At 64.6% G+C, this 22,699-nt stretch carries 21 protein-coding genes; 11 read left to right on the forward strand and 10 right to left on the reverse strand.

The annotated features are described in order from the left end of the window. Positions 1-20: 20 nt before the first annotated feature. Positions 21-2,033 carry a sensor histidine kinase gene (locus B4F51_RS20210; protein WP_414706797.1) on the reverse strand — a complete coding sequence of 671 codons (2,013 nt, stop codon included), beginning with the start codon at positions 2,031-2,033 and terminating at the stop codon, positions 21-23. A 90-nt stretch (positions 2,034-2,123) separates the two neighbouring features. Beyond that, positions 2,124-3,410, reverse strand: coding sequence for a dicarboxylate/amino acid:cation symporter (locus tag B4F51_RS20215; protein ID WP_296228461.1), 1,287 nt, complete (start codon positions 3,408-3,410; stop codon positions 2,124-2,126). Between the two features lie 419 nt (positions 3,411-3,829). On the opposite strand from B4F51_RS20215, the gene B4F51_RS20220 reads away from it, so the two are divergent. The 4 genes from B4F51_RS20220 to B4F51_RS20235 all read left to right on the forward strand — a co-directional run bounded on the left by B4F51_RS20220 (position 3,830) and on the right by B4F51_RS20235 (position 6,420). Continuing rightward, entirely contained in the window at positions 3,830-4,159 is a 330-nt protein-coding gene (locus B4F51_RS20220; RefSeq protein ID WP_296228463.1) for a (2Fe-2S) ferredoxin domain-containing protein, read from the forward strand. A 22-nt stretch (positions 4,160-4,181) separates the two neighbouring features. Then, positions 4,182-4,829, forward strand: a complete 648-nt coding sequence (locus tag B4F51_RS20225) for an alpha/beta hydrolase (RefSeq protein ID WP_296228464.1) — start codon at positions 4,182-4,184, stop codon at positions 4,827-4,829. A gap of 77 nt (positions 4,830-4,906) precedes the next feature. Next, the gene (locus tag B4F51_RS20230; protein WP_296228466.1) at positions 4,907-6,100 is read left to right on the forward strand and encodes a D-alanyl-D-alanine carboxypeptidase family protein; all 1,194 of its coding nucleotides are present in this window, start codon (positions 4,907-4,909) and stop codon (positions 6,098-6,100) included. A 20-nt stretch (positions 6,101-6,120) separates the two neighbouring features. Beyond that, positions 6,121-6,420 (forward strand): YbeD family protein, encoded by a 300-nt coding sequence (locus tag B4F51_RS20235; protein WP_296228468.1) that lies wholly within the window; start codon positions 6,121-6,123, stop codon positions 6,418-6,420. 70 nt (positions 6,421-6,490) lie between these two features. On the opposite strand, the gene B4F51_RS20240 is transcribed toward B4F51_RS20235, so the two are convergent. After that, the gene (locus tag B4F51_RS20240) at positions 6,491-7,453 is read right to left on the reverse strand and encodes a transcriptional regulator GcvA (protein ID WP_296228469.1); all 963 of its coding nucleotides are present in this window, start codon (positions 7,451-7,453) and stop codon (positions 6,491-6,493) included. A gap of 140 nt (positions 7,454-7,593) precedes the next feature. On the opposite strand from B4F51_RS20240, the gene B4F51_RS20245 reads away from it, so the two are divergent. The 3 genes from B4F51_RS20245 (at position 7,594) to lipA (ending at position 9,886) form a co-directional block, all read left to right on the forward strand. After that, positions 7,594-7,953, forward strand: coding sequence for a DUF2917 domain-containing protein (locus B4F51_RS20245; protein ID WP_296228470.1), 360 nt, complete (start codon positions 7,594-7,596; stop codon positions 7,951-7,953). A gap of 180 nt (positions 7,954-8,133) precedes the next feature. Further along, positions 8,134-8,823 carry a lipoyl(octanoyl) transferase LipB gene (gene lipB / locus B4F51_RS20250; RefSeq protein WP_296228471.1) on the forward strand — a complete coding sequence of 230 codons (690 nt, stop codon included), beginning with the start codon at positions 8,134-8,136 and terminating at the stop codon, positions 8,821-8,823. 61 nt (positions 8,824-8,884) lie between these two features. Continuing rightward, a complete protein-coding gene (gene lipA / locus B4F51_RS20255; protein WP_296228472.1) occupies positions 8,885-9,886 on the forward strand; it encodes a lipoyl synthase in 1,002 nt (333 codons plus the stop codon). Positions 9,887-9,967: 81 nt separating this feature from the next. Here the strand turns inward: lipA and B4F51_RS20260 are convergent, their stop codons facing one another. Continuing rightward, on the reverse strand, positions 9,968-10,429 hold the full coding sequence (locus B4F51_RS20260) for a hypothetical protein (RefSeq protein WP_296228473.1): 462 nt from the start codon (positions 10,427-10,429) through the stop codon (positions 9,968-9,970). Positions 10,430-10,595: 166 nt separating this feature from the next. Then, complete coding sequence (locus B4F51_RS20265; RefSeq protein ID WP_296228474.1) at positions 10,596-11,585, reverse strand: zinc-dependent alcohol dehydrogenase family protein; 990 nt, start codon at positions 11,583-11,585, stop codon at positions 10,596-10,598. Positions 11,586-11,687: 102 nt separating this feature from the next. Here B4F51_RS20265 and B4F51_RS20270 point away from each other — a divergent pair, with 102 nt between their 5' ends. Further along, positions 11,688-12,578: a LysR family transcriptional regulator gene (locus tag B4F51_RS20270; RefSeq protein WP_296228475.1), complete on the forward strand. Its 891-nt coding sequence runs from the start codon at positions 11,688-11,690 to the stop codon at positions 12,576-12,578. Positions 12,579-12,636: 58 nt separating this feature from the next. Here B4F51_RS20270 and B4F51_RS20275 read toward each other — a convergent pair whose 3' ends face one another. The 4 genes from B4F51_RS20275 to B4F51_RS20290 all read right to left on the reverse strand — a co-directional run bounded on the left by B4F51_RS20275 (position 12,637) and on the right by B4F51_RS20290 (position 17,073). Then, a complete protein-coding gene (locus tag B4F51_RS20275; protein WP_296228476.1) occupies positions 12,637-12,939 on the reverse strand; it encodes a CBU_0592 family membrane protein in 303 nt (100 codons plus the stop codon). Between the two features lie 66 nt (positions 12,940-13,005). Then, positions 13,006-13,812 carry a TorF family putative porin gene (locus B4F51_RS20280; protein ID WP_296228477.1) on the reverse strand — a complete coding sequence of 269 codons (807 nt, stop codon included), beginning with the start codon at positions 13,810-13,812 and terminating at the stop codon, positions 13,006-13,008. Continuing rightward, positions 13,812-15,533, reverse strand: coding sequence for a choline dehydrogenase (gene betA, locus B4F51_RS20285; protein WP_296228478.1), 1,722 nt, complete (start codon positions 15,531-15,533; stop codon positions 13,812-13,814). Before betA ends, B4F51_RS20280 begins: the two co-directional genes overlap by 1 nt. A 16-nt stretch (positions 15,534-15,549) precedes the next feature. After that, on the reverse strand, positions 15,550-17,073 hold the full coding sequence (locus tag B4F51_RS20290; protein ID WP_296228479.1) for an aldehyde dehydrogenase family protein: 1,524 nt from the start codon (positions 17,071-17,073) through the stop codon (positions 15,550-15,552). Between the two features lie 268 nt (positions 17,074-17,341). On the opposite strand from B4F51_RS20290, the gene B4F51_RS20295 reads away from it, so the two are divergent. From B4F51_RS20295 to B4F51_RS20305, 3 genes are all read left to right on the forward strand, one after another. Beyond that, the gene (locus tag B4F51_RS20295) at positions 17,342-18,784 is read left to right on the forward strand and encodes a PAS domain-containing protein (protein ID WP_296228480.1); all 1,443 of its coding nucleotides are present in this window, start codon (positions 17,342-17,344) and stop codon (positions 18,782-18,784) included. 219 nt (positions 18,785-19,003) lie between these two features. Next, positions 19,004-20,062, forward strand: a complete 1,059-nt coding sequence (locus B4F51_RS20300) for a DMT family transporter (protein ID WP_296228481.1) — start codon at positions 19,004-19,006, stop codon at positions 20,060-20,062. Positions 20,063-20,069: 7 nt separating this feature from the next. Beyond that, entirely contained in the window at positions 20,070-20,366 is a 297-nt protein-coding gene (locus B4F51_RS20305) for a hypothetical protein (protein ID WP_296228482.1), read from the forward strand. Positions 20,367-20,545: 179 nt separating this feature from the next. On the opposite strand, the gene B4F51_RS20310 is transcribed toward B4F51_RS20305, so the two are convergent. After that, positions 20,546-22,648 (reverse strand): phosphocholine-specific phospholipase C, encoded by a 2,103-nt coding sequence (locus tag B4F51_RS20310; protein WP_296228483.1) that lies wholly within the window; start codon positions 22,646-22,648, stop codon positions 20,546-20,548. Between the last annotated feature and the right edge of the window lie 51 nt (positions 22,649-22,699).

Raw genomic sequence — 22,699 nt, forward strand, 5'->3', positions numbered from 1 at the left:
GTATCGGTATGAAAAACAGGTCAGGAGGATGCGGCCGAAGTGACTTCGGCGCGTACCAGTGCCAGCGTGAACTGCGCCCCGCCGCCCGGCACATTGGCCGCCGACAGCGAGCCACCGAAGTCGCGCGCGATGCTGCTGGAAATCGCCAGCCCCAGGCCCAACCCCTGGCCGATCTCCTTGGTGGTGAAGAACGGCTCGAACAGGTGTGGCATGGCGTCGGGCGGAATGCCGGGGCCATTGTCGCGCACGGCGATGCTCAACTGTGACGGTGCGCCTTCAGCGGGGCCAATGTCGATGTCGATGCAGCCCGGGTGCGCAGTTTCATTGGCTTGGATGGCATCGAGCGCGTTGCCGATCAGGTTGATCAGCACTTGCTCCAGCTTGAGCTCATCGGCGCGGACGACGGCCTCGGCCTCGGGCATGCGCCAGTGCAGTTGCAGCCGCACCTCGCCCAAGCGTGGACGCAGCAGCGCCAGCGTGTGATCAAGCGCCACGCGCACCTGCACGTCGCTGTGCTTGCGGCGCGAACGGCCCGCGAACAGCTTGAGCTGCGCGGTGATCTTGCCCATGCGCTCGGTCAGGTCGGCGATGGCCTGCAGGTTGTCGGTGGCCGCGCCATGTTGGCCCCGCTCCAGCAGGATGCGCGTGTTGTCGGAGAACGTGCGCAACGCGGCCAGCGGCTGGTTCAGCTCGTGCGTGATGCCGGCGGCCATCTGGCCGAGCGCGGCAAGCTTGCTGGCCTGCACGAGTTCGTCCTGCGTGGCACGCAGTTCAGCCTCGGCGCGCGTCCGATCGACAATCTCGTGCTGCAACTGCTCGTTGGTGGCCATCAGGTCGGCGGTGCGGTCTTCAACGCGGCGTTCGAGCTGGTCGTACGCGGCCTCCAGCAGGCGGCGGCTGCGCAACATTTCCATCAGGCGCAGGCGGCGCTGGCGCCAATAGAACAGCAGCAGACAAGCAAACGCGAAGGCAAACGCGGCGGCCACGGTGGCGCTGCGCGCGGCACTCATCACCGGGTCCACGGGGGTGAGGTACATCAGCGTCCAGTCGGGCTCGACCAACTCGCGCGAGACCTGCAGGTAGCGCGTGGCATTGGTGCGCTCGCCGATGCGCACAAGCTCCGCGCCCTCCGGCAGACGCCCGGCCAACTTCAGGAAAGCCGGCGCCTCTGGCTGCAGCGGCAGCGGCGTGATCTGCTTGCGGAAGTACTGGCGCGTGGCCTCCAGCTGCGCCCGCAGATGCGGCGTGAGCGGCTCGAACGTGCGGTATTGCCACGTCGGCACGGATGACAGGAAGATCACGCCGTTCTCGTCAGCCACCATCACCGGTTCCGACGCATCGTGGCTGGCGCGGCCGAACCATTCCAGGTTGAGCTTGACCACCGTCACGCCGATCACGCGACCATCCTGCATGACCGGTTGCGAGATGTAGTAACCCGGCTCCTCGCGCGTGATGCCGATGCCGTAAAAGCGCCCGACGTGCCCGGCCGCCGCCTGCTGAAAATACGGTCGAAACTGGTACTCGGCGCCAACGAAGCTGTCGGGCTGGTTGTAGTTGGAGGCGGCCAGCGCCTGGCCACTGGGGGCGATCACATAGGCGGCGGCAGCGTGGGCGCGGTCATTGACTTCGCGCAAGTAGCGGTTGGCGCGATTGACATTCGCGGGTGTCGGGTTGGTCAGCAGGTCGTGGATGAACGGATGCAGCGCCACCAGCGCCGGCAGGTATTCGTAGCGGTCCAGTGTGCTCTTGAGGTTGGCGGCATAGCGGTCGACGCGCCCGCCGGCTGCCTGCTGCGCTTGGGCCAGCCCCCGGTTCCAGGCCACCACGAAGGTGGTCGCGCACACCACGGCCATCAGCGCCACGAGCCCGGCTGCCACCAGCCACCAGAACGCGCGTCGCGAGCCCGTGGCGCTGGACAACGAAAGGTCGGGATCGGACATCGGCTGGAGAGGGACGGCAGAGACGGGGGCAGCGATTCTTGCCTTGCCTTCCGTGGCCGCAGTGCCGAGTTGCTTCACGCGGGACAGCCTCAAAAAAAGAAGCGGGGCCGTCTGGAAGGACAGGCCCCGCAATCATACGCTTGCAAGCGGCGGCGCCCTCAGGCGCCTGCCAGGATTGACCGATCAGACCGCCGGGGTGGCCGTCACGCTTTCGCTGCGTTTGCCCGACATCACGCGGGCCAGCTTGCTGCGGTCCAGCTCGCGTTCCCATGCCGAGATCACCACGCAAGCCACGCCGTTGCCGGTGATGTTGGTCAGCGCACGGCACTCGCTCATGAAGCGGTCGATGCCCAGGATGAGCACCATGCCCGTCACCGGAATCGTCGGCACCACGGCCAGCGTTGCGGCCAGCGTGATGAAACCCGCGCCGGTGATGCCCGAGGCACCCTTGGAGGTCAGCATCGCCACCGCCAGGATGGTCAGTTGCTGCGTCCAGGTCAGCTCGATGTTCAGCGCCTGCGAGATGAAGATCACTGCCATCGTCATGTAGATGTTGGTGCCGTCCAGGTTGAACGAATAACCGGTCGGCACAACCAGGCCCACCACCGACTTCGAGCAGCCCAATTTCTCCATCTTCTCCATCAGGTGCGGCAGCGCCGATTCGGACGAGCTCGTGCCCAGCACAATCAACAGCTCTTCCTTGATATACGCCACGAAGCGGAAGATGTTGAAGCCCGTCAGGCGCGCGATTGTGCCCAGCACCACCACCACAAAGATGATGGCCGTCAGGTAGAACGTGCCGATCAGCTTGAGCAGCGGCACCAGCGACACCACGCCGTACTTGCCGATGGTGAAGGCCATTGCACCGAACGCGCCGATCGGGGCCACGCGCGTGATGATGTGCACGATGCGGAAAAACACGTGCGCGATCTGGTCGATGAAATCCGTCACCATCTGCGCGCGATCACCCATGGCGGAGAGCGCACCGCCAAACAGCAGCGCGATCAGCAGGATCTGCAGGATGTCGCCCTTGGCAAAGGCATCCACCACCGTGCTCGGGATGATGTTCAGCAGGAAGTCGACCGTGCTGGCCGAATGTGCCTTGGCGGCGTACTGCGCCACGGCCTTGGCGTCGATCGTGTTGACGTCAACATTGAAGCCCGCGCCCGGGTTGAAGATGTGGCCGGCCGCCAAGCCGATCACCAGCGCGAAGGTCGAGACGACCTCAAAGTAGAGCAGCGCCTTGCCGCCTACACGGCCCACCTTCTTCATGTCGCGCATGCCGGCAATGCCGGAGACGACCGTACAGAAGATGATCGGCCCGATCACCATCTTGATGAGCTGGATGAAACCATCGCCCAGCGGCTTCATCTGCACGGCAAGCTTGGGCGAGAAATGGCCCAGCAGCACGCCGATGGCGATGGCCGCCAGCACCTGTACGTACAGGATTTTGTAGAACGGTTTTTTCATGTCTTCCTCGAGTGTCACAGACCGGCCGTGCGCTCACCTGCTCGCCCGGTCCGACCCGCCCTGATGTGGTCTCTCTCCTGCCTCGATGCGCCGTTGTCCAGCGCTTCCCGCAGCAGGACAGCCTTTATTGCAAGGGCTATGCCAGTGCTCGAATCGCCAGCCGGCTACCTGCCAGCCCTTGTGCCAGCTTGGTGTGATTACGATGGCACCCGGCCCATCCGTCGTCAATCCCGGAATCCGCGCACAAGGGCGTCCAGACATCCGGAAAACGTGTTGCGGCGCAGCATCGCACAGCCATATCGCAGAGGATGGCCACCTTGGGGCCGTATAATGCCGGCTCGTTACGCAAATCCACTCCTTGGGCGCGGCGTCCGCAAGCCGTTCACGCCCTGCCCACGCGCACGCACTGCACCCGCCCCATGAGCAGCCACTATCAGCACCACGTTTTCTTCTGCCTGAACGAACGCGAGGACGGCTCGCGCTGCTGCGCCGACTTTGGCGCCAAGGCCATGCAGGAATACGCCAAGAAGCGCTGCAAGGAACTCGGCATCAACGGCGAAGGCCGCGTGCGCATCAACAAAGCCGGCTGCCTGGACCGCTGCGAACTTGGTCCGGTGCTGGTGGTCTACCCCGAGGCCGTCTGGTACACCTATGTCGACAAAGACGACATCGACGAGATCATCCAGAGCCATCTGATTGAAGGCAAACCGGTCGAGCGGCTGATGGTCGACCGCCCTGCCGCAGCCTAAGCCTGACTGCATCCGCTGCTTCATGAACGCGTATACCCAAGAACGCCTGATCCCCGGCCCGGTCGGGCAGATCGACCTGTCGATCGACCTACCGGACGGCGCGCCGCGCGGCCTGGCGCTTGTCGGCCATCCGCATCCGCTGTTTGGCGGCACCAAGGATAACAAGGTCGCGCAAACCCTGGCACGCACCTTCGTCGGCCTCGGCTATGCGACGGTGCGCCCGAACTTCCGCGGTGTCGGCAAGACCGAAGGCACGCACGACAATGGCATCGGCGAGCAGGACGACATGTTGGCCGTGCTCGACTGGATGCGCACGCAGACGGAGTGGTCGGCCGATGTGGCCACGCTGCCGCTGGCACTCGGCGGCTTCTCGTTCGGCAGCTTCGTCATCTCGCAAGTGGCGCGCCGCCTGGCCGAGGCCGGCACGCCCGCCGAACGCCTGGCCCTGGTCGGCACCGCCACCTCGCGCTGGGACGTGGCGCCGGTGCCGGCCGACACCATCATCATTCACGGCGAGCAAGACGACACCGTCCCGCTCATCGACGTACTCAACTGGGCGCGCCCGCAGGAATTGCCCGTGATCGTCATTCCCGGCGCCGACCATTTCTTCCATCGCAAGCTGCACCTGATTCGGCAGCTCATCACCGGCGCCTGGGCGCCACGCCAGTAACTCTTTCGTTTTCCGGATGCCGCGCCTGCCCCCGGTGCGCGGCGTCGTTGAACCCCAAGCAGACCGCAGGACCCGCCATGCAGACCCGTTTCACCGCTTCCGTCGTTCACCCCGCCGTTGTCACCGTCGTGGCCGCTACCGTGCTTGCCACGGCATTGCCTGCCGTGGCGCAGCCCGTACCGGCGCCGCAAGTCGCGGCCCGTTCGTGGATGCTGACCGACGTGACCAGCGGCCAGGTGCTCGGCGGCGCCAACATGGACGAGCGCATCGAGCCGGCCTCGCTCACCAAGCTGATGACGGCCTACCTGGTCTTCGAAGCCGTGCGTGACGGCAAGCTCAAGTACGACCAGATGATCACGCCCACCGAGACCGTGCGCACGGTCAAGACGGACGAATCGCGCATGTTTCTGCAGCCGGGCAAGCCCGCTTCGTTACGTGAGATGACGCAGGGCCTGATCGTGCAATCGGGCAACGATGCAGCGCTGGTGCTGGCCGAAGCCGTGGGCGGCACGGAGACCAACTTCGTGATGCTGATGAACCGCGAGGCCCAGCGCCTGGGCATGAAGAACACGCATTTCGCCAATGCCGCCGGCCTGCCCGATCCGAACCACTACTCCACGGCACGTGATCTTTCGATCCTGACCTCGGCGCTGATCAAGGATTTCCCGCAGGACTACAAGTTCTATTCGCAGAAGGATTTCACCTATAACAACATCAAGCAGCCCAACCGCAACCGCCTGCTGTGGCTCGACCCGACCGTCGATGGCGGCAAGACCGGCCACACCAAGTCGGCCGGTTACTGCCTGGTCACTTCAGCCAACCGGCCGCTGCCAGACGTGCCTGGCGCGAACCGCCGCCTGCTGTCGGTCATCATCGGCACCAAGAGCGATCAGATCCGCACACAGGAGAGCCTGAAGGTCCTGAACTACGGCTACCAGTTCTTCGACACCGTGCGCCTGTATCAGGCCCAGCAGCCCCTGCAGACGCCCGACGTGTACAAGGGCCAGGCCAAGACCGTGAAGCTGGGCGTGCTGGAAGACAAGTGGATCACCGTGCCCAAGGGCTCGGGCGTCCGCCTGAAGCCGGTGCTTGAGCGCAAGGATCCGTTGATCGCCCCGATCACGCAGGGCCAGCAGATCGGCACGGTCAAGGTGATGGACGGTGCGACCGTGGTGTCGGAGTTCCCGGCGGTAGCGCTGGAAGCGGTGCCGGAAGCCGGCTTCGTCGGACGCACGATTGACGCAGTCAAGCTGTGGTTTAAAAAGAAGTAATCGACCCAAACTGATTCGGCATGACCTCTTCTGACAAAACGCCGCCGGGCCACATCCCGCCCGAGCAATCGCTGATCGAGTATCCGAGCGACTTCCCCATCAAGGTGATGGGGAAGATGCAGGACAACTTTGCCGAGACCATTGTCGAAGTGGTCCGCGTGCACGATCCGGAGTTTCATGCCGGACGCATGGAGATGCGCCCGTCGTCCAGCGGCAACTACCTGGGCCTGACGGTGATCGTGCGTGCCACCAGCCGCCAGCAGCTCGACGCGCTGTACCAAGCGCTGACGTCGCACCCGATGGTGAAGATCGTGCTGTAAAGCGCGCACGCGCAATTAAAAACGCCCCGGTCATGCCGGGGCGTTTTGCTTGGAAAGCGACGATCATCACTCAGCCTTTGGCCACATGCCCCAGGCAGACCGTGTTATCGCTCATCAGCCGCTCCAGCTTGAGCTTGAACCCTGCAATCTCCGGCAGCAGCCACGCACGGAATGCCTGCATCTTCGGCGTCTGCAGCGCGCTGTGCGGGCAAACGAAGTAATAATTCCAAGGGCACGGGATCGTCGTTTCGAACAGGCGCACCACGCGGCCGGTCATCAAGTCGTTGAAGGCCAGTGTCGGGCGGATCAGCGCAATGCCCTGCCCGGCTGCCGCGGCCTGCAGCAGCAGTGACGAATCCTGGAACATCAACCCGCCGCGCTGCTCCACAAACCCGGGCAGCCCTGCCGCGTCAAACCACGGCTTCCAGTCCTCGCCCTCGCTGCGCAGCAACGTCATGCCCGCCATCTCGGCCACCGTGCGCGGCAGGCGCCCGCCATTGAACGACGGGCTGCAGATCGGGAAGAACACGTCGTCCAACAGTTTTTCCACGTACAGGCCCGGATAGTTGCCGGAGCCCATGCGCAGCGCCACGTCCATCTCCTCGCGCGCGAAGTCGACCAGCGCGGGGCTGGAGAACAACTCCACCTCCAGCTCGGGATGCTTCTCGATGAAGGTGCCGATATGCGGCGTCAGCCACCGCGCTGCAAACGACGGCATGGTGCTGATAGCCAAGCGGTTGTCGCGGTTGCCGGCGCGCAACTGGTGCGTGGCCTGGGCGATCTGATCGAGCGCCTCGCGCACGCGATCAGCGTAGGCGCGGCCCGCATGCGTGAGCGTAACGCGCTTGCCGCGCCGCTCGAACAGCAGCACGCCCAACTCCTCCTCCAACGTGCGCATCTGGTGGCTGACGGCGCCGTGCGTGACGAACAACTCCGTCGCCGCGCGCGAAAAACTCTCATAGCGGGCCGCCGCCTCAAACACCCGCAATGCGCCGAGTGAAGGCAGGCGCATGGGCTCCCGGATTTCCGTCACGTTTTCCCTCCTGGCTGTCTTGTGTTTTATGTGAGCTGATTTATCAAAGACACCAATATATATCGTTTGGTACTAGGCAATCATGCGCCTAGACTTCTCACTACGGCAGGCCCCACCCCGATGCCGTGAAGGAGCCGATCATGAAAGCTGTACTAACAAAAATTGTATTCACTCTCCAGCCCGGCGAAGTGGTGGCATTGCGCATGCCGGCGAACCAGAACCTGCGCGTGGAAGAGGCCTATGGCCGTGACGTGTGGGTCACGCACGAGAACAAAGCCGGCGACGAATGGCTGCGTGCCGGCGGCAGTGTAGCCGTCAAGCGCGGCGAGGAAATCGTCGTCTCGGTGGACCCGAAAGCCGCTGGCCCGGTATCACTGGCCGTGGAGGCGCCCGATGGCCATATGCCGCGCACGCCGCGGCACGTCACCAACGGCTGGCGCCATACGCTCGCCGCGCTCGGCTGGAACGAGCACGTCGAAACGCCTGTCGTGGCCGCTTGAGGTGGACGTCTAAACCACTGAACCTGTTTCAGTCTCCTTTTGCGGCATGTGCCGTAAGAGCCCGATGCCGGCGCCGATGCCTCCCATCGCGCCGGCATCGTCTTTTTTTGTGCCGACCCTGCGAGCAAGTCGGGCAAAGGCATCCGGCGCCATCGCCGGCCCTGCGCTACACTCGCGAGCATGATTCCGATTGACATCGTCGAGCGCGGTTTTCAGGACTACGCCGCCTGCTTCGACGCCATGCAGGCCTTCACCGCCCAGCGCGGCCCCGACACCCCCGACACGATCTGGCTGGTCGAACACCCGCCGGTGTTCACGCTCGGGCTGGCCGGCGACCCGGCGCATCTGTTGGCGCCCGGCAACATCCCTTTGGTGAAGGTCGACCGTGGCGGGCAGATCACCTACCACGGCCCCGGTCAAGTCGTTGCCTACCTTTTGCTCGATCTGCGCAGGCGCGGGCTGTTCGTGAAGGCGCTGGTCGATGCCATCGAGGCGGCCGTCATCGAGACGCTCGCCACGTATAATGTCGCCTCCGAACGCAAGGCTGGCGCCCCCGGCATCTATCTGTCGGGCGGGCCGCATCAAGGCGCCAAGATTGCCGCGCTGGGGCTGAAGATTCGTAACGGCTGCAGCTACCACGGCGTGAGCCTGAACTTGGCGATGGACCTGTCGCCCTTCACGCAGATCAATCCGTGTGGCTATGTCGGCCTGGAAACCGTCGACATGGTGACCGCTGGCGCCCGCGATGCCTCCGGGCGCACTGTCGCCGCGAGCGACTGGCAGTGCATTTCGCGCGAGCTGGCCGATGCGCTGGTCGCCCAATTGCAACAACGCGCGCAAGCGCAACCCGCCCAAGCCGCTACCGCGTAGCGACCGGCCCGCAGTAGGCAGTACCGAAAAGCGTGCGTCACAAGCGCACGCGGAGAACACGATGACCGATTCCGCCACCGGCGCCACCGAAAGCGCCGCCACCTCCGCCCCGTCGAACAAGCCGTACGACGCCACGGCCAAGCAGAAGTCGCTCGATAAGACGGCGCGCATTCCCATTAAGATCGTGCCGGCCGAGAAGCTCAAGAAGCCGGATTGGATTCGCGTCAAGGCCGCCACCGGCAATTCGCGCTTCTACGAGATCAAGGACATCCTGCGCGCCAACAACCTCGTGACGGTGTGCGAAGAGGCAAGCTGCCCGAACATCGGCGAGTGCTTTGGCAAGGGCACGGCCACGTTCATGATCATGGGCGACAAGTGCACGCGCCGTTGCCCGTTCTGCGACGTCGGCCATGGCCGCCCGGACCCGCTCGACGTGAACGAGCCGGAGAACCTGGCCAAGACCATCGCCCAACTCAAGCTCAACTACGTCGTCATCACGAGCGTCGACCGCGACGACCTGCGTGACGGCGGCGCCCAGCATTACGTCGATTGCATCTCGCGTACGCGCGCCCTGTCGCCGGCCACGCGCATCGAAGTGCTGGTGCCGGACTTCCGCGGCCGCCTGGAGAAGGCGCTGGACATCCTGCAAGAATGCCCGCCGGACGTGATGAACCACAACCTGGAAACCGTGCCGCGACTGTATAAGCAAGCCCGTCCGGGCGCGGACTACGCGCACTCTCTGAAGCTGCTGAAGGATTTCAAGGCCCGCAACCCGAACGTGCCGACCAAGTCCGGCTTGATGGTCGGCCTGGGCGAAACCGACGAAGAAATCCTCGAAGTCATGCGCGACATGCGCGAGCACGACATCGACATGCTGACCATCGGCCAGTATCTCGCCCCGTCGGGCCACCATCTGCCGGTACTGCGCTACGTGCACCCGGACACCTTCAAGATGTTCGAGGAGAAGGCCTACGAGATGGGCTTTACGCACGCCGCCGTGGGCGCCATGGTGCGCAGTTCGTACCACGCCGATCAGCAGGCGCACGAAGCCGGCGTCGTCTAATCACCGCACCGCGCGGCAGTCGCGCAAACAAAAAGGGCCTTGGATTGAACCCCAAGGCCCTTTTGCTTTGGTGAGGCCGGATCAGGCGCGCGAAGCAGCGTCGTTCGGATAGGAGGTATCGCCGTTCCACGACAGATAACCGTAGGTGTCAGCCTGGCGGTCAGTGCCTTGCGTGTACGGATCGAACTTGGCGGCAGCGCCATCGGTGTACGGATCTGCCTTGGCCAGCGCGCCTTGGGTGAACGGATCAGCCTTGCCGACGGCACCCTGGGTGTACGGGTCGAAGCGATCGTTCTTCCACGAGAGGTAGCCGTAGGTATCGGCCTGACGATCAGCGCCTTGCGTATAGACGTCGAACTTGGCGGCGGCGCCTTGTGTGTACGGATCGGTCTTGGCGACAGCACCTTGCGTGTATGGATCAGCGTTTGCGTGGACGGCAGCGGCGGCCGGATGGGCCGACAGCAGTGCGGCAGAGGCCGAAACGGTGGCCACCAAGGCCAGCAGGGTGCGACGGGAAAAAGCGGTAGCGAGACGGGTGTTCATGATCGGCTCCTTATTTGCCTGGATGTTCGGTTGCGCTCAGTTCGTTGCGCTTGAGATCAGAATAGATCGTTGCCAGCAATGGATAAATTACCAATCAAAGAAAATACTGTTCCCAAAACACAAACAATATGCCGCCACACTCTCTGCTGGGCGGCGGCATATTGCGTCACACCGTTACGACGATCTTGCCGAACTGTTGGTTGGATTCCAGATAGCGGTGCGCGTCAACGATCTGTTCCAGCGGGAAGACGCGATCAATGACCGGCTTGAGCGCGCCCGAGGCCAGCCCATCGAGAATGAAGCGCTTGGCGGCGGCGAGCTTGGCCGGATCGCGCACCACACGCTGGTAGGTGTAACCGTGCACGCTCAACCGCTTGGCCAACGCCGGAAACAGCGGGAATGCGGTCGGCTCGGTACTCAGTGCGCCGTACTCAATCACCGTCCCATCGTCTGACAGCGCGTCAGCCAGCAGCGGCAGCATTGAGCCGGCGATCGGGTCGAAGGCCACACGGGCGCCCTTGCCGTGAGTGGTATCCAGCACGCGGGCAACCAGGTCTTCGTCCTGTGTAACGATCACGTGGTCCGCCCCGGCCTCGCGCAAGGCCTGCGCCTTGTCGTTGGTGCGCGTGGTGGCAATGGCGGTCGCGCCCACCATGCGCGCGACCTGGATCGCCGCCAGCCCGACGCTGCTGGACGCAGCGGTGATAACGACGGCATCGCCGTGCCTCAGCTTGGCGAGGTCGATCAACGCCCCCCACACCGTCACGTACTGCATCCATAGCGCCGCCGCTTCAGTCCAGCCGAGCGACTCCGGGTGTTTGACCACCACCTCGGCCGGCACCGTGGCCACTTCTCCATACATGCCCCAGCGGGTGATCGACAGCGGCGGCACCACACTCACCGCATCACCGACCGCCAAACCCGTCACACCCTCGCCAATGGCGCTGACAACGCCTGCGGCCTCGTAGCCCAGCCGCGCCGGAAACACGGGCGACTCCAAATATTGGCCCGAACGGAACATCGATTCGGCCCGGTTCAGGCCAATCGCCTTGACCTGCAGGGTGATCTCACCCGGCCCCGGCGGCGCTACTTCAATGTCGTCAAAGCGCAGCACTTCCGGGCCACCGGTTTGGTGAATGCGTACAACACGTGCCATGTTGGCTCTCCGTGGAAACAATCGAGCCCTGACTATAATTAGCACCAATTCAGAGATAAACTACGACCTAAAACCATCTATTGAAACGATTGGTTTCGAATAATGGATCGACTTACCAGCATGGCCGTCTTCGTCAAAGCTGCCGAAACGGGTTCGTTTGCATCGGCCGGCGTGGCGCTCGGGCTGTCTTCACAGATGGTCGGCAAGCACGTGCGCTTTCTGGAAGCGCACTACGGCATGCGGCTCATCAACCGCACCACACGCCGCCAAAGCCTGACCGAGGCCGGCCGCGCCTTCTACGAGCGCAGCCGCGCCGTGCTGGCCGAAGCCGACGCCGTGGACGCGCTGGCCGCTAACCTGCAGGCCGAGCCGCGCGGCACACTGCGTGTCAATGCGCCAATCAGCTTCGGCGTGCATTGCCTGGTGCCAATGCTGGCGTCGTACCTGCGCGCGTATCCCGAGGTGCAGGTCGACCTGACATTGTCCGACCGCATCGTCGATGTGGTTGACGAAGGCTACGACGCGGTGATCCGCATCGCGCCGCTAGCCGATTCTGGGCTGATTGCGCGCGAGCTCTCGCCGTATCGGCTGGTGGTCTGCGCCTCGCCAGCCTACTTGGCGGGGCACGGCACACCGGAGCACCCCGCAGATCTCGAAAACCACCAGTGCCTGAGCTTCGCCTACTGGGCACAGCCAACGGCGCTGGATTGGGAGTTCTCGAACGCGCAGGGTCAGACCATCGTGCGGGTCAAGAGTCGCCTCTCGATCAACAACGGTGCGGGATTGCGCATGGCCGCGCTGGAAGGGCTGGGCATCATCCTGCAACCGCTCGAACTGGTGCAGGACGACCTGGCCTCCGGCCGGCTGGTGCAACTCCTGTCGGACTACGAAGCGCCCTCCCGGCCGATCCATCTGCTCTACTCGCCAGACCGGCGGCCGACGCCCAAGCTACGCAGCTTCGTCGATCACGTCGTCGCGGCGTTCGGCAAATAGCCAGCCCCCCAAAAAAAAGCCGCGCTCGAAAGCGCGGTTTTTGCTGTACGGCACGAACTTATTGCTGCGCCGGCTGCCCCGGGCGCGGCCCGCCGAGGTTATCGACCACCTGCCGCCCCGCCTGCTTATTCTTCCACCAGCCCATCAGCGTCAATCCGAGCCAGAAGAACTGCGTCAGGAACGAGGCCAGGTTGAACGCACCCATCAGCGAAATCAGGATGCAGATCGGTCCGACCAGATTGAGGCGAACGGCAAACGGGCCGGTCGGCGGTTTGTGCAGGACCTGCACGCCAAAGTGGGCGGTGACATAAGCGGCGACGCCGACCAGACCGACAACGTCGGTAAAACCCAGGGAGGCCATGGTGTGTTGCTCTCAGAGCGAAGGTTGTGGAGAAAGGGTTGAAGGAAACACGCCACCGCCCACAGCTCAGTACATCGCCGTCAACTTGAGCGCGACCGTGCGCCTGCCAAGCGTCATGTGGTCGACCCCGTTGTGCACCGAGGGCTGGTTGGCGTAGCCAGGCGCGTCCGCACCGGTGAAGGCGGCGGACAGCGTCAGGAACTTGTTGATGGGGCGCGACAACTCCACGCGGTAATCGGTGAAGCTGAACGCGCTGTGGTTGCGCACGTGCTCATGGCCAATGTGCAGGCCGAGCGTGAAGTCGTTGGGCAGCGGCACGTCCCAGTTGGCCTCGGCATACGTTGAACCTCGGCTGCCTCTGTCGATGCCATCGGCCAGCGAATTGCCGTCAAAGCCGAAGTAGTTGGACAGCGATGTCCACAGCTTGACCGACACGCCACGCCAGCCGGCGCCGACCATCCACTCCGTATAGCCGTAGCCGGTAGCCGGGCCGCCCGCGAAAGCCTTGTCATAGCGCGCGCCGGGATACCAGTAGCGGTACAAACCGGTGGTCAGCTCGATGTCGTGCGCGGTCTTGGCGGCATAGCCCACGTAGGTGTCGATCTCCGCACGGCCGCCGGCGATGACGTGATCGCTCACCTGCGAACCCCATGCGCCGAGATACACGCCGCTCGGCATCGTGTAGTCGACGCCGGCTTGCAGCGCCGTCTTTCCCCATGTCTGTCGCAGGCCGCGCGATACGTATTGCGAAACGACCGACGCGTTGGCCGACCAGCGCCTCTCGTCATTGGCCGGCACATTATCGGCAAACGCAGGTGCGGCAGCGCACGCCGCCGCACCACCCAGCATTGTCGCGACCCGCTGCCAGCGCATCAGGCCGTCACCAGTTCGTCGGCCACCAGCGCCTTGGCCGGCGCCTGCAGTGGCGACTTGCCCGCCACGTAGAACGGCGCATCCACGCGCGCGAGCGGCGCGGCGCCGCGAATGCGATCGGCAATCTTCTCGGCGATCATGATGGTCGGCGCGTTCAGGTTGCCGGTGACGATGCGCGGCATGATCGACGCATCGACCACGCGCAGGCCTTCCAGACCATGCACGCGGCCTTCGTTGTCGACCACGGCCATCAGATCGGAGGCATCGCCCATCTTGCAGGTGCAGGACGGGTGCAGCGCGGTCTCGGCGTGGCTGCGCACGAAGGCGTCGATCTCGGCATCGGTCTGCACGCCCGGGCCAGGGCTGATCTCACGGCCGCGATATTGATCGAACGCGCGCTGCGCGATGATGTCGCGTGTGATGCGCACGCCGGCGCGAAACTCGCGCCAGTCCACGTCATGCGCCATGTAGTTGAACAGAATGCGCGGCTTATCACGGGGGTCGCGCGAGGCGAGCTTCACGTGACCGGTGGACGGAGAGCGCATCGACCCGACGTGGCACTGGAAGCCGTGCATCTTCACCGGATTGCTGCCGTCGTAGTTCACCGCCAGCGGCAGGAAGTGGTACTGGATGTTTGGCCATTCGAAGCTGTCATCGCTGCGGATGAAGCCTCCCGCTTCGAAATGGTTGCTGGCGCCCGGGCCCGTGCCGTTCATGTACCACTCCAGGCCGACCTTCGGCTTGTTGTACCAGAGCGTCGCCTCGTAGATCGACACCGGGCGGATGCACTCGTACTGGATATACATCTCCAGGTGGTCCTGCAGGTTCTCGCCGACGCCCGGCAGATGTGCCACCGAGTGGATGCCCATTGCGCGCAGCTCATCGGCATTGCCCACGCCCGAGCGCATCAGCAACTGCGGCGAAGCAATGGCACCGCTGCTGACGATCACCTCCCGGCGCGCGCGCCAGGTCTCGCGGTTGCCATCCATCAGCGCCTCGACGCCAACGGCGCGCATGCCGTCAAAGATCACGCGATCGGCCAGCACGCGCGGCAACACCGTCAGCGTGGAGCGCTGGCGCGCTGCGTCCAGGTACGCCAGCGAAGTGCTGCAGCGTCGGCCCTTGTCGGTGACAGTGCGGTCCATCGGCCCCAGGCCCTCCTGGCGATAGCCGTTCAGGTCATCCGTGGCGGGAACACCAGCCTGCTCGCCTGCCTCGATGAAGGCGTGGAACAGCAGGCTGTTGTCCTGTTTGGGCGTGGTGACGTGCAACGGGCCGGAATCGCCGTGCCAATCGTTGGCGCCCTTGTCGTACGTTTCGGACTTGCGGAAGTACGGCAGGCAGTCGGCGTACGTCCAGTCATCCAACTGAAAATCGCTGGCCCAGCGCTCATAGTCCATCGCGTTGCCACGGATGAAACACATGCCGTTGATGAGCGACGAACCGCCCAGGCCCTTGCCGCGCCCCTGTGACATGCGGCGATTGTTCATATGGGGCTCGGGTTCGGTCTCGTAGGCCCAGTTGTAGGTCGTGCCCTGCAGCGGATATGCCAGCGCGGCCGGCATCTGCGTGCGGAAATCCCAACGATGGTCGGGGCCGCCGGCTTCGAGCAGCAGCACGGTCACGTCCGGGTCTTCGGTCAGGCGCGCAGCCAGCACGCAGCCGGCCGAGCCCGCGCCCACGATGATGTAGTCATATTCCTGTGCGGTAGTCGTCGTCAAAACTTGCCCTCCGTGTTTACTCAGCGTCGGTGCCAAACCAGCCCATCGGGCACGGCGCGAGGTTGATGTAGCTGTGCTTGAGTTCGGTGTACTCGTCCAGGCCGCCTCGGCCGAGTTCGCGGCCGATGCCGCTGGCCTTGTAGCCGCCCCACGGCGCCTCGGGAAAGTACGGGTGGTAGTCGTTGGCCCACACGGTGCCAAAGCGCAGTGCGCGCGAGACGCGGTTGGCGCGGTCCAGATCGCGCGTCCAGACGGCGCCGGCGAGGCCGAACGGCGTGTTGTTGGCGCGGCGCACGGCGTCTTCTTCCGTGCTGAAGCGCTCGACGGTGAGCGCCGGGCCGAAGATCTCTTCCGTGGCGATCTTCATGTCGTCGCGCACGTCGGTCAGCACTGTTGGCTCCAACCAGAAGCCGCGCTCAAATGCCTTGCCCTCCGGCGCCTTGCCGCCGCAGCGCAGCACCGCGCCTTCCTGCACGCCGGCCGCGACCATGTTGATGATCTTCTGACGCTGGAAGGCCGACTGCACCGGGCCCATTTGCGTGCCTTCAGCAAAGCCATTGCCCAGGCGGATGCGTTTGACGCGCTCGACCAGCGCGTCGACAAAGCGGTCATGGATGCCGTCTTGCAGCATCAGGCGCGAGCCGGCCGAACACACCTGGCCGGCATGGAAGAACGCGGCGTTAAGTGCGTAGTCGACAGCGGCATCGAAATCCGCGTCATCAAAGATAATGTTCGGGTTCTTGCCACCCAGTTCCAGGCCGATCTTCTTGAAGTTGCCGACGGCTGCGCTCATGACGGCCGCACCCGCCACTGCGCCGCCCGTGAACGAGACGAGATCCACGTCCAGGTTGCGCGACAGCTCGGCCCCCGCTTCGCCGGCACCGGTGACCAGGTTGAACACGCCAGCCGGCAAACCGACTTCGATCAGCAGCTCAGTAAAGCGGTGCGTGGTCAACGGCGTCATGTTGCTCGGCTTGATGATGACCGTGTTGCCCGCGCCCAGCGCCGGGGCGATCTTCCACGCGGCCTGCAGCAGCGGGTAGTTCCACGGCGTGATCAGGCCGCATACGCCCACCGGCTCGCGCAGCGTCCGGCTGATGACGTGCGACGGGGCCTCGTTGATGAGGCCCGACTCGGTGGCCACGAGCCCCGCGAAGTAACGGAACGTGGCGGCGATGCCGTCCATATCCCAACGGCTTTCGATGATCGTCTTGCCCGTGTTTAGCGATTCGAGCGTGGCGAGGTTCTCGGCATCGGCGTCGATGGCGTCAGCAATGCGGTTGAGCAGACGGGCGCGCTCGCGCGTGCCGGTTTGGCGCCATGGGCCTTCGTTGAAGGCACGGCGGGCCGCGGCGATGGCGCGCTGTGCATCGGCCACGGACGCGTCGGCGGCCTGCGTCAGGATGTTCTCGGTGGCGGGATCAACGATGTCGCGGTACACGCCGCCTTCGGGCTGCACCCACTGGCCGTCGATATACAGATCTAGACGGGGCGCCAGCGTGGTGGCACGGAAATCGGTGGAAAGAGAAGCTTGCGTCATATCCTGGACCGGTTGATGGCTGGCGCACAAAGAAGACGGCGCCCGAAATGCCGACACCATAAGCGCCTTCGCAGGCGTCACTCGGTGCGGCGACTTAGAAATTCACTGTAGGTGTCGTTATTTACCTTTGGAGAATTATGGACTAGTCTAGGAAAGATTGGTTGCACTCACCCAATCGATATGGCCTGGCAATAGGCAGTAATTGATAGTTTTTGACTATTTTCGTGGCGTTATACTGTCACGAACAACTTCCAGTGAATTCCGCTTCATGACCACCGCCTCGCTCCCGCCGCCCGACGGCCCGCTTGATGACGACAGCTTCGCCGACCGCCTCAAGGGCGTGCTCACGCGCGGCCGCATCCAGCTCAAGCAGGTGGCGGCGGCGCTGGGTGTGTCGCCCTCGGCGGTGCACAAGTGGACGCGCGGCGGCGAAATCGAATACGCCAACCTGCTTGCGTTGGCGCGCTTCCTGAACGTGAACTGGCTGTGGCTGCGCTACGGCGACCGCGCGCTGGCCGACCTGGAAGCAAGCCTGAACACCGATGCCCGCGCCCGCGAAGGCCGCCAGAAGCATCTGGCCGCCATCATGGAAAGCGAGGCGCGCATGACCTTCGCTCAGGAGATTTCGGGCGTGGTTACGTGGGAGTGGAACCTGCTGACGGATGCCGTCGCCTACTCGCCCAACGCCGTGCGCCTGTTCGGCCGGCAGATCCGCACGCTGGACGATTTCTGGCGGTGCGTCGTCCCCGAAGATGTGCCCGGCGTGCAGGCTGCCATCACGCAAAACCTGGCCACAGGCGGCGTCTATGCACACGAATTCCGCATAGCGCCGGCGCCGGATGCGGTACGCTGGATCGTCTCGCGCGCGACGCTGGTGCGTGACGCGCAGGACCGGCCCGTCAAGATGATCGGCCTGAGCCTGGACATTACCGAGCGCCGCACGGCCGAGGCTGCGTTGCGCGACTCCGAGGCGCTGCTTGCCAAGGCGCAGCAGATCGCCCATCTCGGCAGTTGGCTCTGGGAGCCCGGCAGCGACGCCTGCCGCTGGACGGATGAGGCCTATCGCATCTTCGGCTGGGTGCCGGCCAAGCCGGTGACGATGGCGCACTACCTGGCGACGATCGTTCCCGCCGACCGCGCGCGCGTGCAGGCTGTGCTGGATCAGGCCGTCGCCACACGCCGGCCGTATCGCGTCGAATACAGCATCACCCTGCCCGACGGCACGCGCCGCCACATTCGCGAAGAAGGCGAGGCGCAGGACCCGGCCGCCGCCACGCCGGTGATGATCGGCGCGGCACAGGACGTAACGGACGAAGTCGAGGCACAGGCCGCTTTCCGCGACAGCGAGGCCAAGTTGCGCACGCTGTTCGAGCAGGCGCCGGTCGGCATTGCACACGTGAGCCTGGAAGGCCGCTGCCTGCGCGCCAACCCCTGGCTGTGCGGGCTGCTGGGCCAATCGGAGGCCGAACTGCAGCAACGCACGCTGCTCGACCTCACGCACCGCGACGACCTCGCGCGCCACCTGCGTCAGTACGGCGAACTGCTGGCGGGCACGGTGCCAGCCTACGCGCTCTCGCTGCAACTGGTACGCGGCGATGGCTCCGCCGTGCCGGTGCGCGTGACCACGTCGCTGGCGCGCGATCCGATCTCGGGGGCGCCGCTGCATCTGATTACCGTGGTGGACGCGGTACCCGAGGCGGGCACGTCGTAGCGCCAGCAGGCGCGCTGCCCGCCGCCACCAGACGTTACATACGTCAACTTGTAACAACCCCGTCAATCGTTGCGACTGATTTCCCGGCAAGCCAGGAGGGCCGGCTTAGACTCACCCTGAAGCACCTTTAGTTTATTTATTTACCTCCAGTCAACTCGCGCGCCGCCGGCGCTCAAGGCTTTTCTCGCCGGCCAAGCGCACAGAACAAGGAGACCGGTTTTGCCCTCTTCCTCCGCCGCCCGCGCGGCACATCACAAACGCACGCTGCAGTGGGGTTACCGCTGGGCGCTGTGGGCCGCCATTCTGTGGGGCGCCTGGTATGTGCCGGGCACTGCTGTCTGGCATGAATCGCCGTTTGCCACCATCGACCTCTCCGACCCGCGCGTCTTCCTGACCAGTGCAGCCGTCATCACAACCTTCCACTGCTGCATGGTGGTGATATTCCAGTGGGTGTGGCTGGGCACGCTCGGCAAGCTGGGGGATTACTTCCGCACCATCGGCCAGTTCCGCAAGATCTCGCGCTGGTACTTCATTGCCGCGATTGCCGGGGGGCTGATGGCCAACTTCGGCTCATACCTGGCGATGGGTTATGTGGGCGCGGTGTTTGCAGCAGTGGCCGGTCTGCTGTATCCGGTGGTGGGCGCCACCGTGGCCAAGCTCTGGTACAACGAGCGCATCAGCGCGCGAGCGACCGTGGGTATTGCCATCATCATCGGCGGCGGCGTGGCGATCTACGTGCCGGCACTGCTGGCCGAATCGCACAGCGGCAACAACCAGTGGATCGGCTACCTGGGCGGCGCGATGGCAGCCATCGGCTGGGGGCTGGAAGGCGCCATCGTCGGGCGCGCCATGGACGTGACCGACCCCGACTGCGGCGTGTCGATCCGTTACACCGCCGAGGCCATCTATTGGGTGGTCTTCGTGCTGCCGGCCATTGCGCTGTTCGCCCACTTGCCGATCAGCGTTACGGAAATCGCTTCGGGCATCGTGCATAGCAAGGCACTGCTATGGCTGGCGGTGGGCGGACTCACGTTCTCCTTCTGCGCGGTGGCCTGGTACAAGTCCTTCCCGTTGATCGGCGTGGGGCGCGGGCAGGCGCTGGGCGCGTTCTACGCCCTATTCGCCACCCTCTTCACCGCCATCTTCACACTGCAGTTTCCGCAGTGGTACTTCCTGATCGGGCTGGCGCTGGTGATCTTCGGCGGCTTCGTGATGGTGTCGGAAAGCTCGGAAAACCTGGAAGTGATTCGCGGCATGGCACCACAACCCCACCAGTGAGGCACGCATGAAACTGCACATGAAGGGCTACATCCTGCAACTGCTGGCCAGCGGTGACGCACTGTGGGACAGCGACATCGCCCATCGCACCTGCCTGGAATACGGCAAACCCGAAGAGGAATACTGGACGGGCAGTATCCGCGCCATCCTCGCCGATTTGTACTCCGGCGGTCTGGTGCAGACGCTCGAAGACGCATTGGACGTAGCCACCGGCAAGGTGCACTTCCGCTACACCATCACTGAGTTCGGCCGCCAACGCATGGCCGACACCGGCCTGATCGAACCGAAGGAGACCATGCAATGACGAGCTACTGGGGCTACCCGCTTGCCGATGTACTGGCGATCGCGCTGATCGTCGGGTTGAGTGCGCTGGCGCTGTATCAGGCGCGCACCTACACGCGGCAACTCTGACATCGCGCACCGACAAAGAAGAAACGGCCCGCTGGCGTTGCCTGCCAGCGGGCCGTTTTGCTTGCGTGCCGCTTATGCGCCCAGCGCCGGGTCCGACGCGCTGGCGCGCTCGGTCTCGACGTGGCCCGCCAGGCGGCGCCGGAAGCCAGCGTCGGTGCTGGCCGTAACGTTCAGGTCGTACCAGGCGTGCTGGCCACGCAGGTCCAGGTATACCGAGGTATCGTCACCGCCGCGCACCTCGCGCTGCACGCTCTCGCCCGTGTAAGCGTTCTTGACCGTGAAGGTCGTGTGCGTGCGGCCGTGGTTGATCAGGCGCAGTTCCAGGTTGCCGTTGGCGACGTCGTAGCCCTCCTTCACTTCCAGTGCTCGGCCGTGCGGATGCAACAGGCCCGACAGCGTGAGCTTGCCGACGAAGCGGCGCAGGAAGCCGTTCGGACCGTGCACCGTGAAGTCGTACGTGCCGCCAGGGCCCACGGGCAGCTTGTCGGACAGTCGCTTGCCCGCTTCCACCGTATAGGTGCGCGGCGCATCCAGGCTGCCGGCGGTGTAGGCGAGGAATGCCGCGCCAGCATCACCGGTGTTGACGAAATCGATCTGGAACTTGCCCGCTGCCTCGTCATGACGGCCACGCACGAACAGCTCGTACGGCAGCGCGCGCGCCGGGCGCACTCCCGCTTCCTGCTTGGGCACGGCCTGCAGCAGCGGCGGCAACGGAATGTAGTCCGGATGGCGCTGGCGATCCTTCGGCGCGTAGGCCGCCGTGCTCGGCAACGCGGGAATCGCCTCGTTGGGCGTGGCAAAGTTGAACGCCGAGGTCAGATCGCCGCACACCGCGCGGCGCCACTTCGAGATGTTCGGTGACTTGATGCTGTGCGTGCGGGCAAAACGCGTCTCGATGAAGCGGATGATCGACGTGTGGTCGAACGTCTCCGAGCACACCCAGCCGCCCTTGGACCACGGCGACACCACCAGCATCGGCACGCGCACGCCCAGGCCGTAACTGCCCGCGCCGTACTTGCTGTTGCCCGGGAAGTATTCGCCCGTGGTGTCGACGGTGGAGAGGCCGTTGCTGCCCGATGCGGCAAACGGCGGCACGAGGTGGTCGAAGAAGCCGTCGTTCTCGTCGTAGGTGACGAACACTGCCGTCTTGCTCCACACCTCGGGGTTGGAGGTCAGGATCTGCAGGACCTGGTCGATGTACCACGCGCCGTAGTTGGCCGGCCAGTTCGGGTGTTCGGAGAACGCCTCCGGCGCGGCGATCCACGACACCTGCGGCAGCGTGCCATTCTGCACGTCGCGCTTGAGGATGTCGAAGTAACCGTCGCCAGCCGACACGTTGGTGCCGGTGCGCGCCTTGTCGTACAGCGGGTTGCCGGGCTGCGCGTTCTGGTACTGCTTGAAATACAGCAGCGAGTTGTCGCCGTAGTTGCCGATGTAGGCGTCGCTCGTCCAGCCCCAGGAGCCGTTGGCGTCCAGGCCCGTGCCGATGTCCTGATAGATCTTCCACGAGATGCCGGCGGCTTCGAGCACTTCCGGATACGTCGACCAGCCGTAGCCGGCTTCCGCATTGTCGATCACCGGGCCGCCACCGACGTTGTCGTTGCCGACGTAGCCCGTCCACATGTAGTAGCGGTTCGGATCGGTAGAGGTGGGCGTGGAGCAGTGATAGGCGTCGCAGATGGTAAAGGCATCAGCCAGCGCGTAGTGGAACGGGATGTCCTGACGCGTGAGATACGCCATCGTCGTGGTGCCCTTGTGCGGGACCCAGCCGTCATAGCGGCCGCCGTTGACGGCGCCATGCGTATCGTTCCAGCCGTGCGGCAGGTCTTGCAGGAACTGCAGGCCGAGGTCTGGCGCGCTCGGGCGGAACGGCAGCACCTCGCCCACCGCGCCGACCAGCGGCTGGTGCCACACGCTCTTGCCGGTGGGCAGCGTGACGGTGCGCGTATCGCCGTACCCGCGCACGCCCTTGAGCGTGCCGAAGTAATGGTCGAACGAACGGTTCTCCTGCATGAGGATCACGATGTGCTGCACGTCCTCAATGTTGCGGCGCGCGTTATGGGCGGGAATCGCCAGCGCCTGACGAATGCCTTCGGGCACCACGCCCATGGCGGCGGAAGCAGCGGCCAACTGGGCGGCGGAGCGGAGAAAACCACGGCGGCTCTTGGAGGTCATGTTCTCTACCTGTTGTCTGTATTGGAGGGGGTTGGGGGGAACAACACGGGC

This window comes from Ralstonia sp. UBA689, assembly GCF_002298975.1.
Lineage (GTDB): Bacteria > Pseudomonadota > Gammaproteobacteria > Burkholderiales > Burkholderiaceae > Ralstonia.

Coding starts and splice junctions, on each gene's coding strand:
- B4F51_RS20215 (WP_296228461.1), bottom strand. CDS start 3,410: ATGAAAAAACCGTTCTACAAAATCCTGTACGTACAGGTGCTGGCGGCC.
- B4F51_RS20220 (WP_296228463.1), top strand. CDS start 3,830: ATGAGCAGCCACTATCAGCACCACGTTTTCTTCTGCCTGAACGAACGC.
- B4F51_RS20225 (WP_296228464.1), top strand. CDS start 4,182: ATGAACGCGTATACCCAAGAACGCCTGATCCCCGGCCCGGTCGGGCAG.
- B4F51_RS20230 (WP_296228466.1), top strand. CDS start 4,907: ATGCAGACCCGTTTCACCGCTTCCGTCGTTCACCCCGCCGTTGTCACC.
- B4F51_RS20235 (WP_296228468.1), top strand. CDS start 6,121: ATGACCTCTTCTGACAAAACGCCGCCGGGCCACATCCCGCCCGAGCAA.
- B4F51_RS20245 (WP_296228470.1), top strand. CDS start 7,594: ATGAAAGCTGTACTAACAAAAATTGTATTCACTCTCCAGCCCGGCGAA.
- lipB (WP_296228471.1), top strand. CDS start 8,134: ATGATTCCGATTGACATCGTCGAGCGCGGTTTTCAGGACTACGCCGCC.
- lipA (WP_296228472.1), top strand. CDS start 8,885: ATGACCGATTCCGCCACCGGCGCCACCGAAAGCGCCGCCACCTCCGCC.
- B4F51_RS20260 (WP_296228473.1), bottom strand. CDS start 10,429: ATGAACACCCGTCTCGCTACCGCTTTTTCCCGTCGCACCCTGCTGGCC.
- B4F51_RS20265 (WP_296228474.1), bottom strand. CDS start 11,585: ATGGCACGTGTTGTACGCATTCACCAAACCGGTGGCCCGGAAGTGCTG.
- B4F51_RS20270 (WP_296228475.1), top strand. CDS start 11,688: ATGGATCGACTTACCAGCATGGCCGTCTTCGTCAAAGCTGCCGAAACG.
- B4F51_RS20275 (WP_296228476.1), bottom strand. CDS start 12,939: ATGGCCTCCCTGGGTTTTACCGACGTTGTCGGTCTGGTCGGCGTCGCC.
- B4F51_RS20280 (WP_296228477.1), bottom strand. CDS start 13,812: ATGCGCTGGCAGCGGGTCGCGACAATGCTGGGTGGTGCGGCGGCGTGC.
- B4F51_RS20290 (WP_296228479.1), bottom strand. CDS start 17,073: ATGACGCAAGCTTCTCTTTCCACCGATTTCCGTGCCACCACGCTGGCG.
- B4F51_RS20295 (WP_296228480.1), top strand. CDS start 17,342: ATGACCACCGCCTCGCTCCCGCCGCCCGACGGCCCGCTTGATGACGAC.
- B4F51_RS20305 (WP_296228482.1), top strand. CDS start 20,070: ATGAAACTGCACATGAAGGGCTACATCCTGCAACTGCTGGCCAGCGGT.
- B4F51_RS20310 (WP_296228483.1), bottom strand. CDS start 22,648: ATGACCTCCAAGAGCCGCCGTGGTTTTCTCCGCTCCGCCGCCCAGTTG.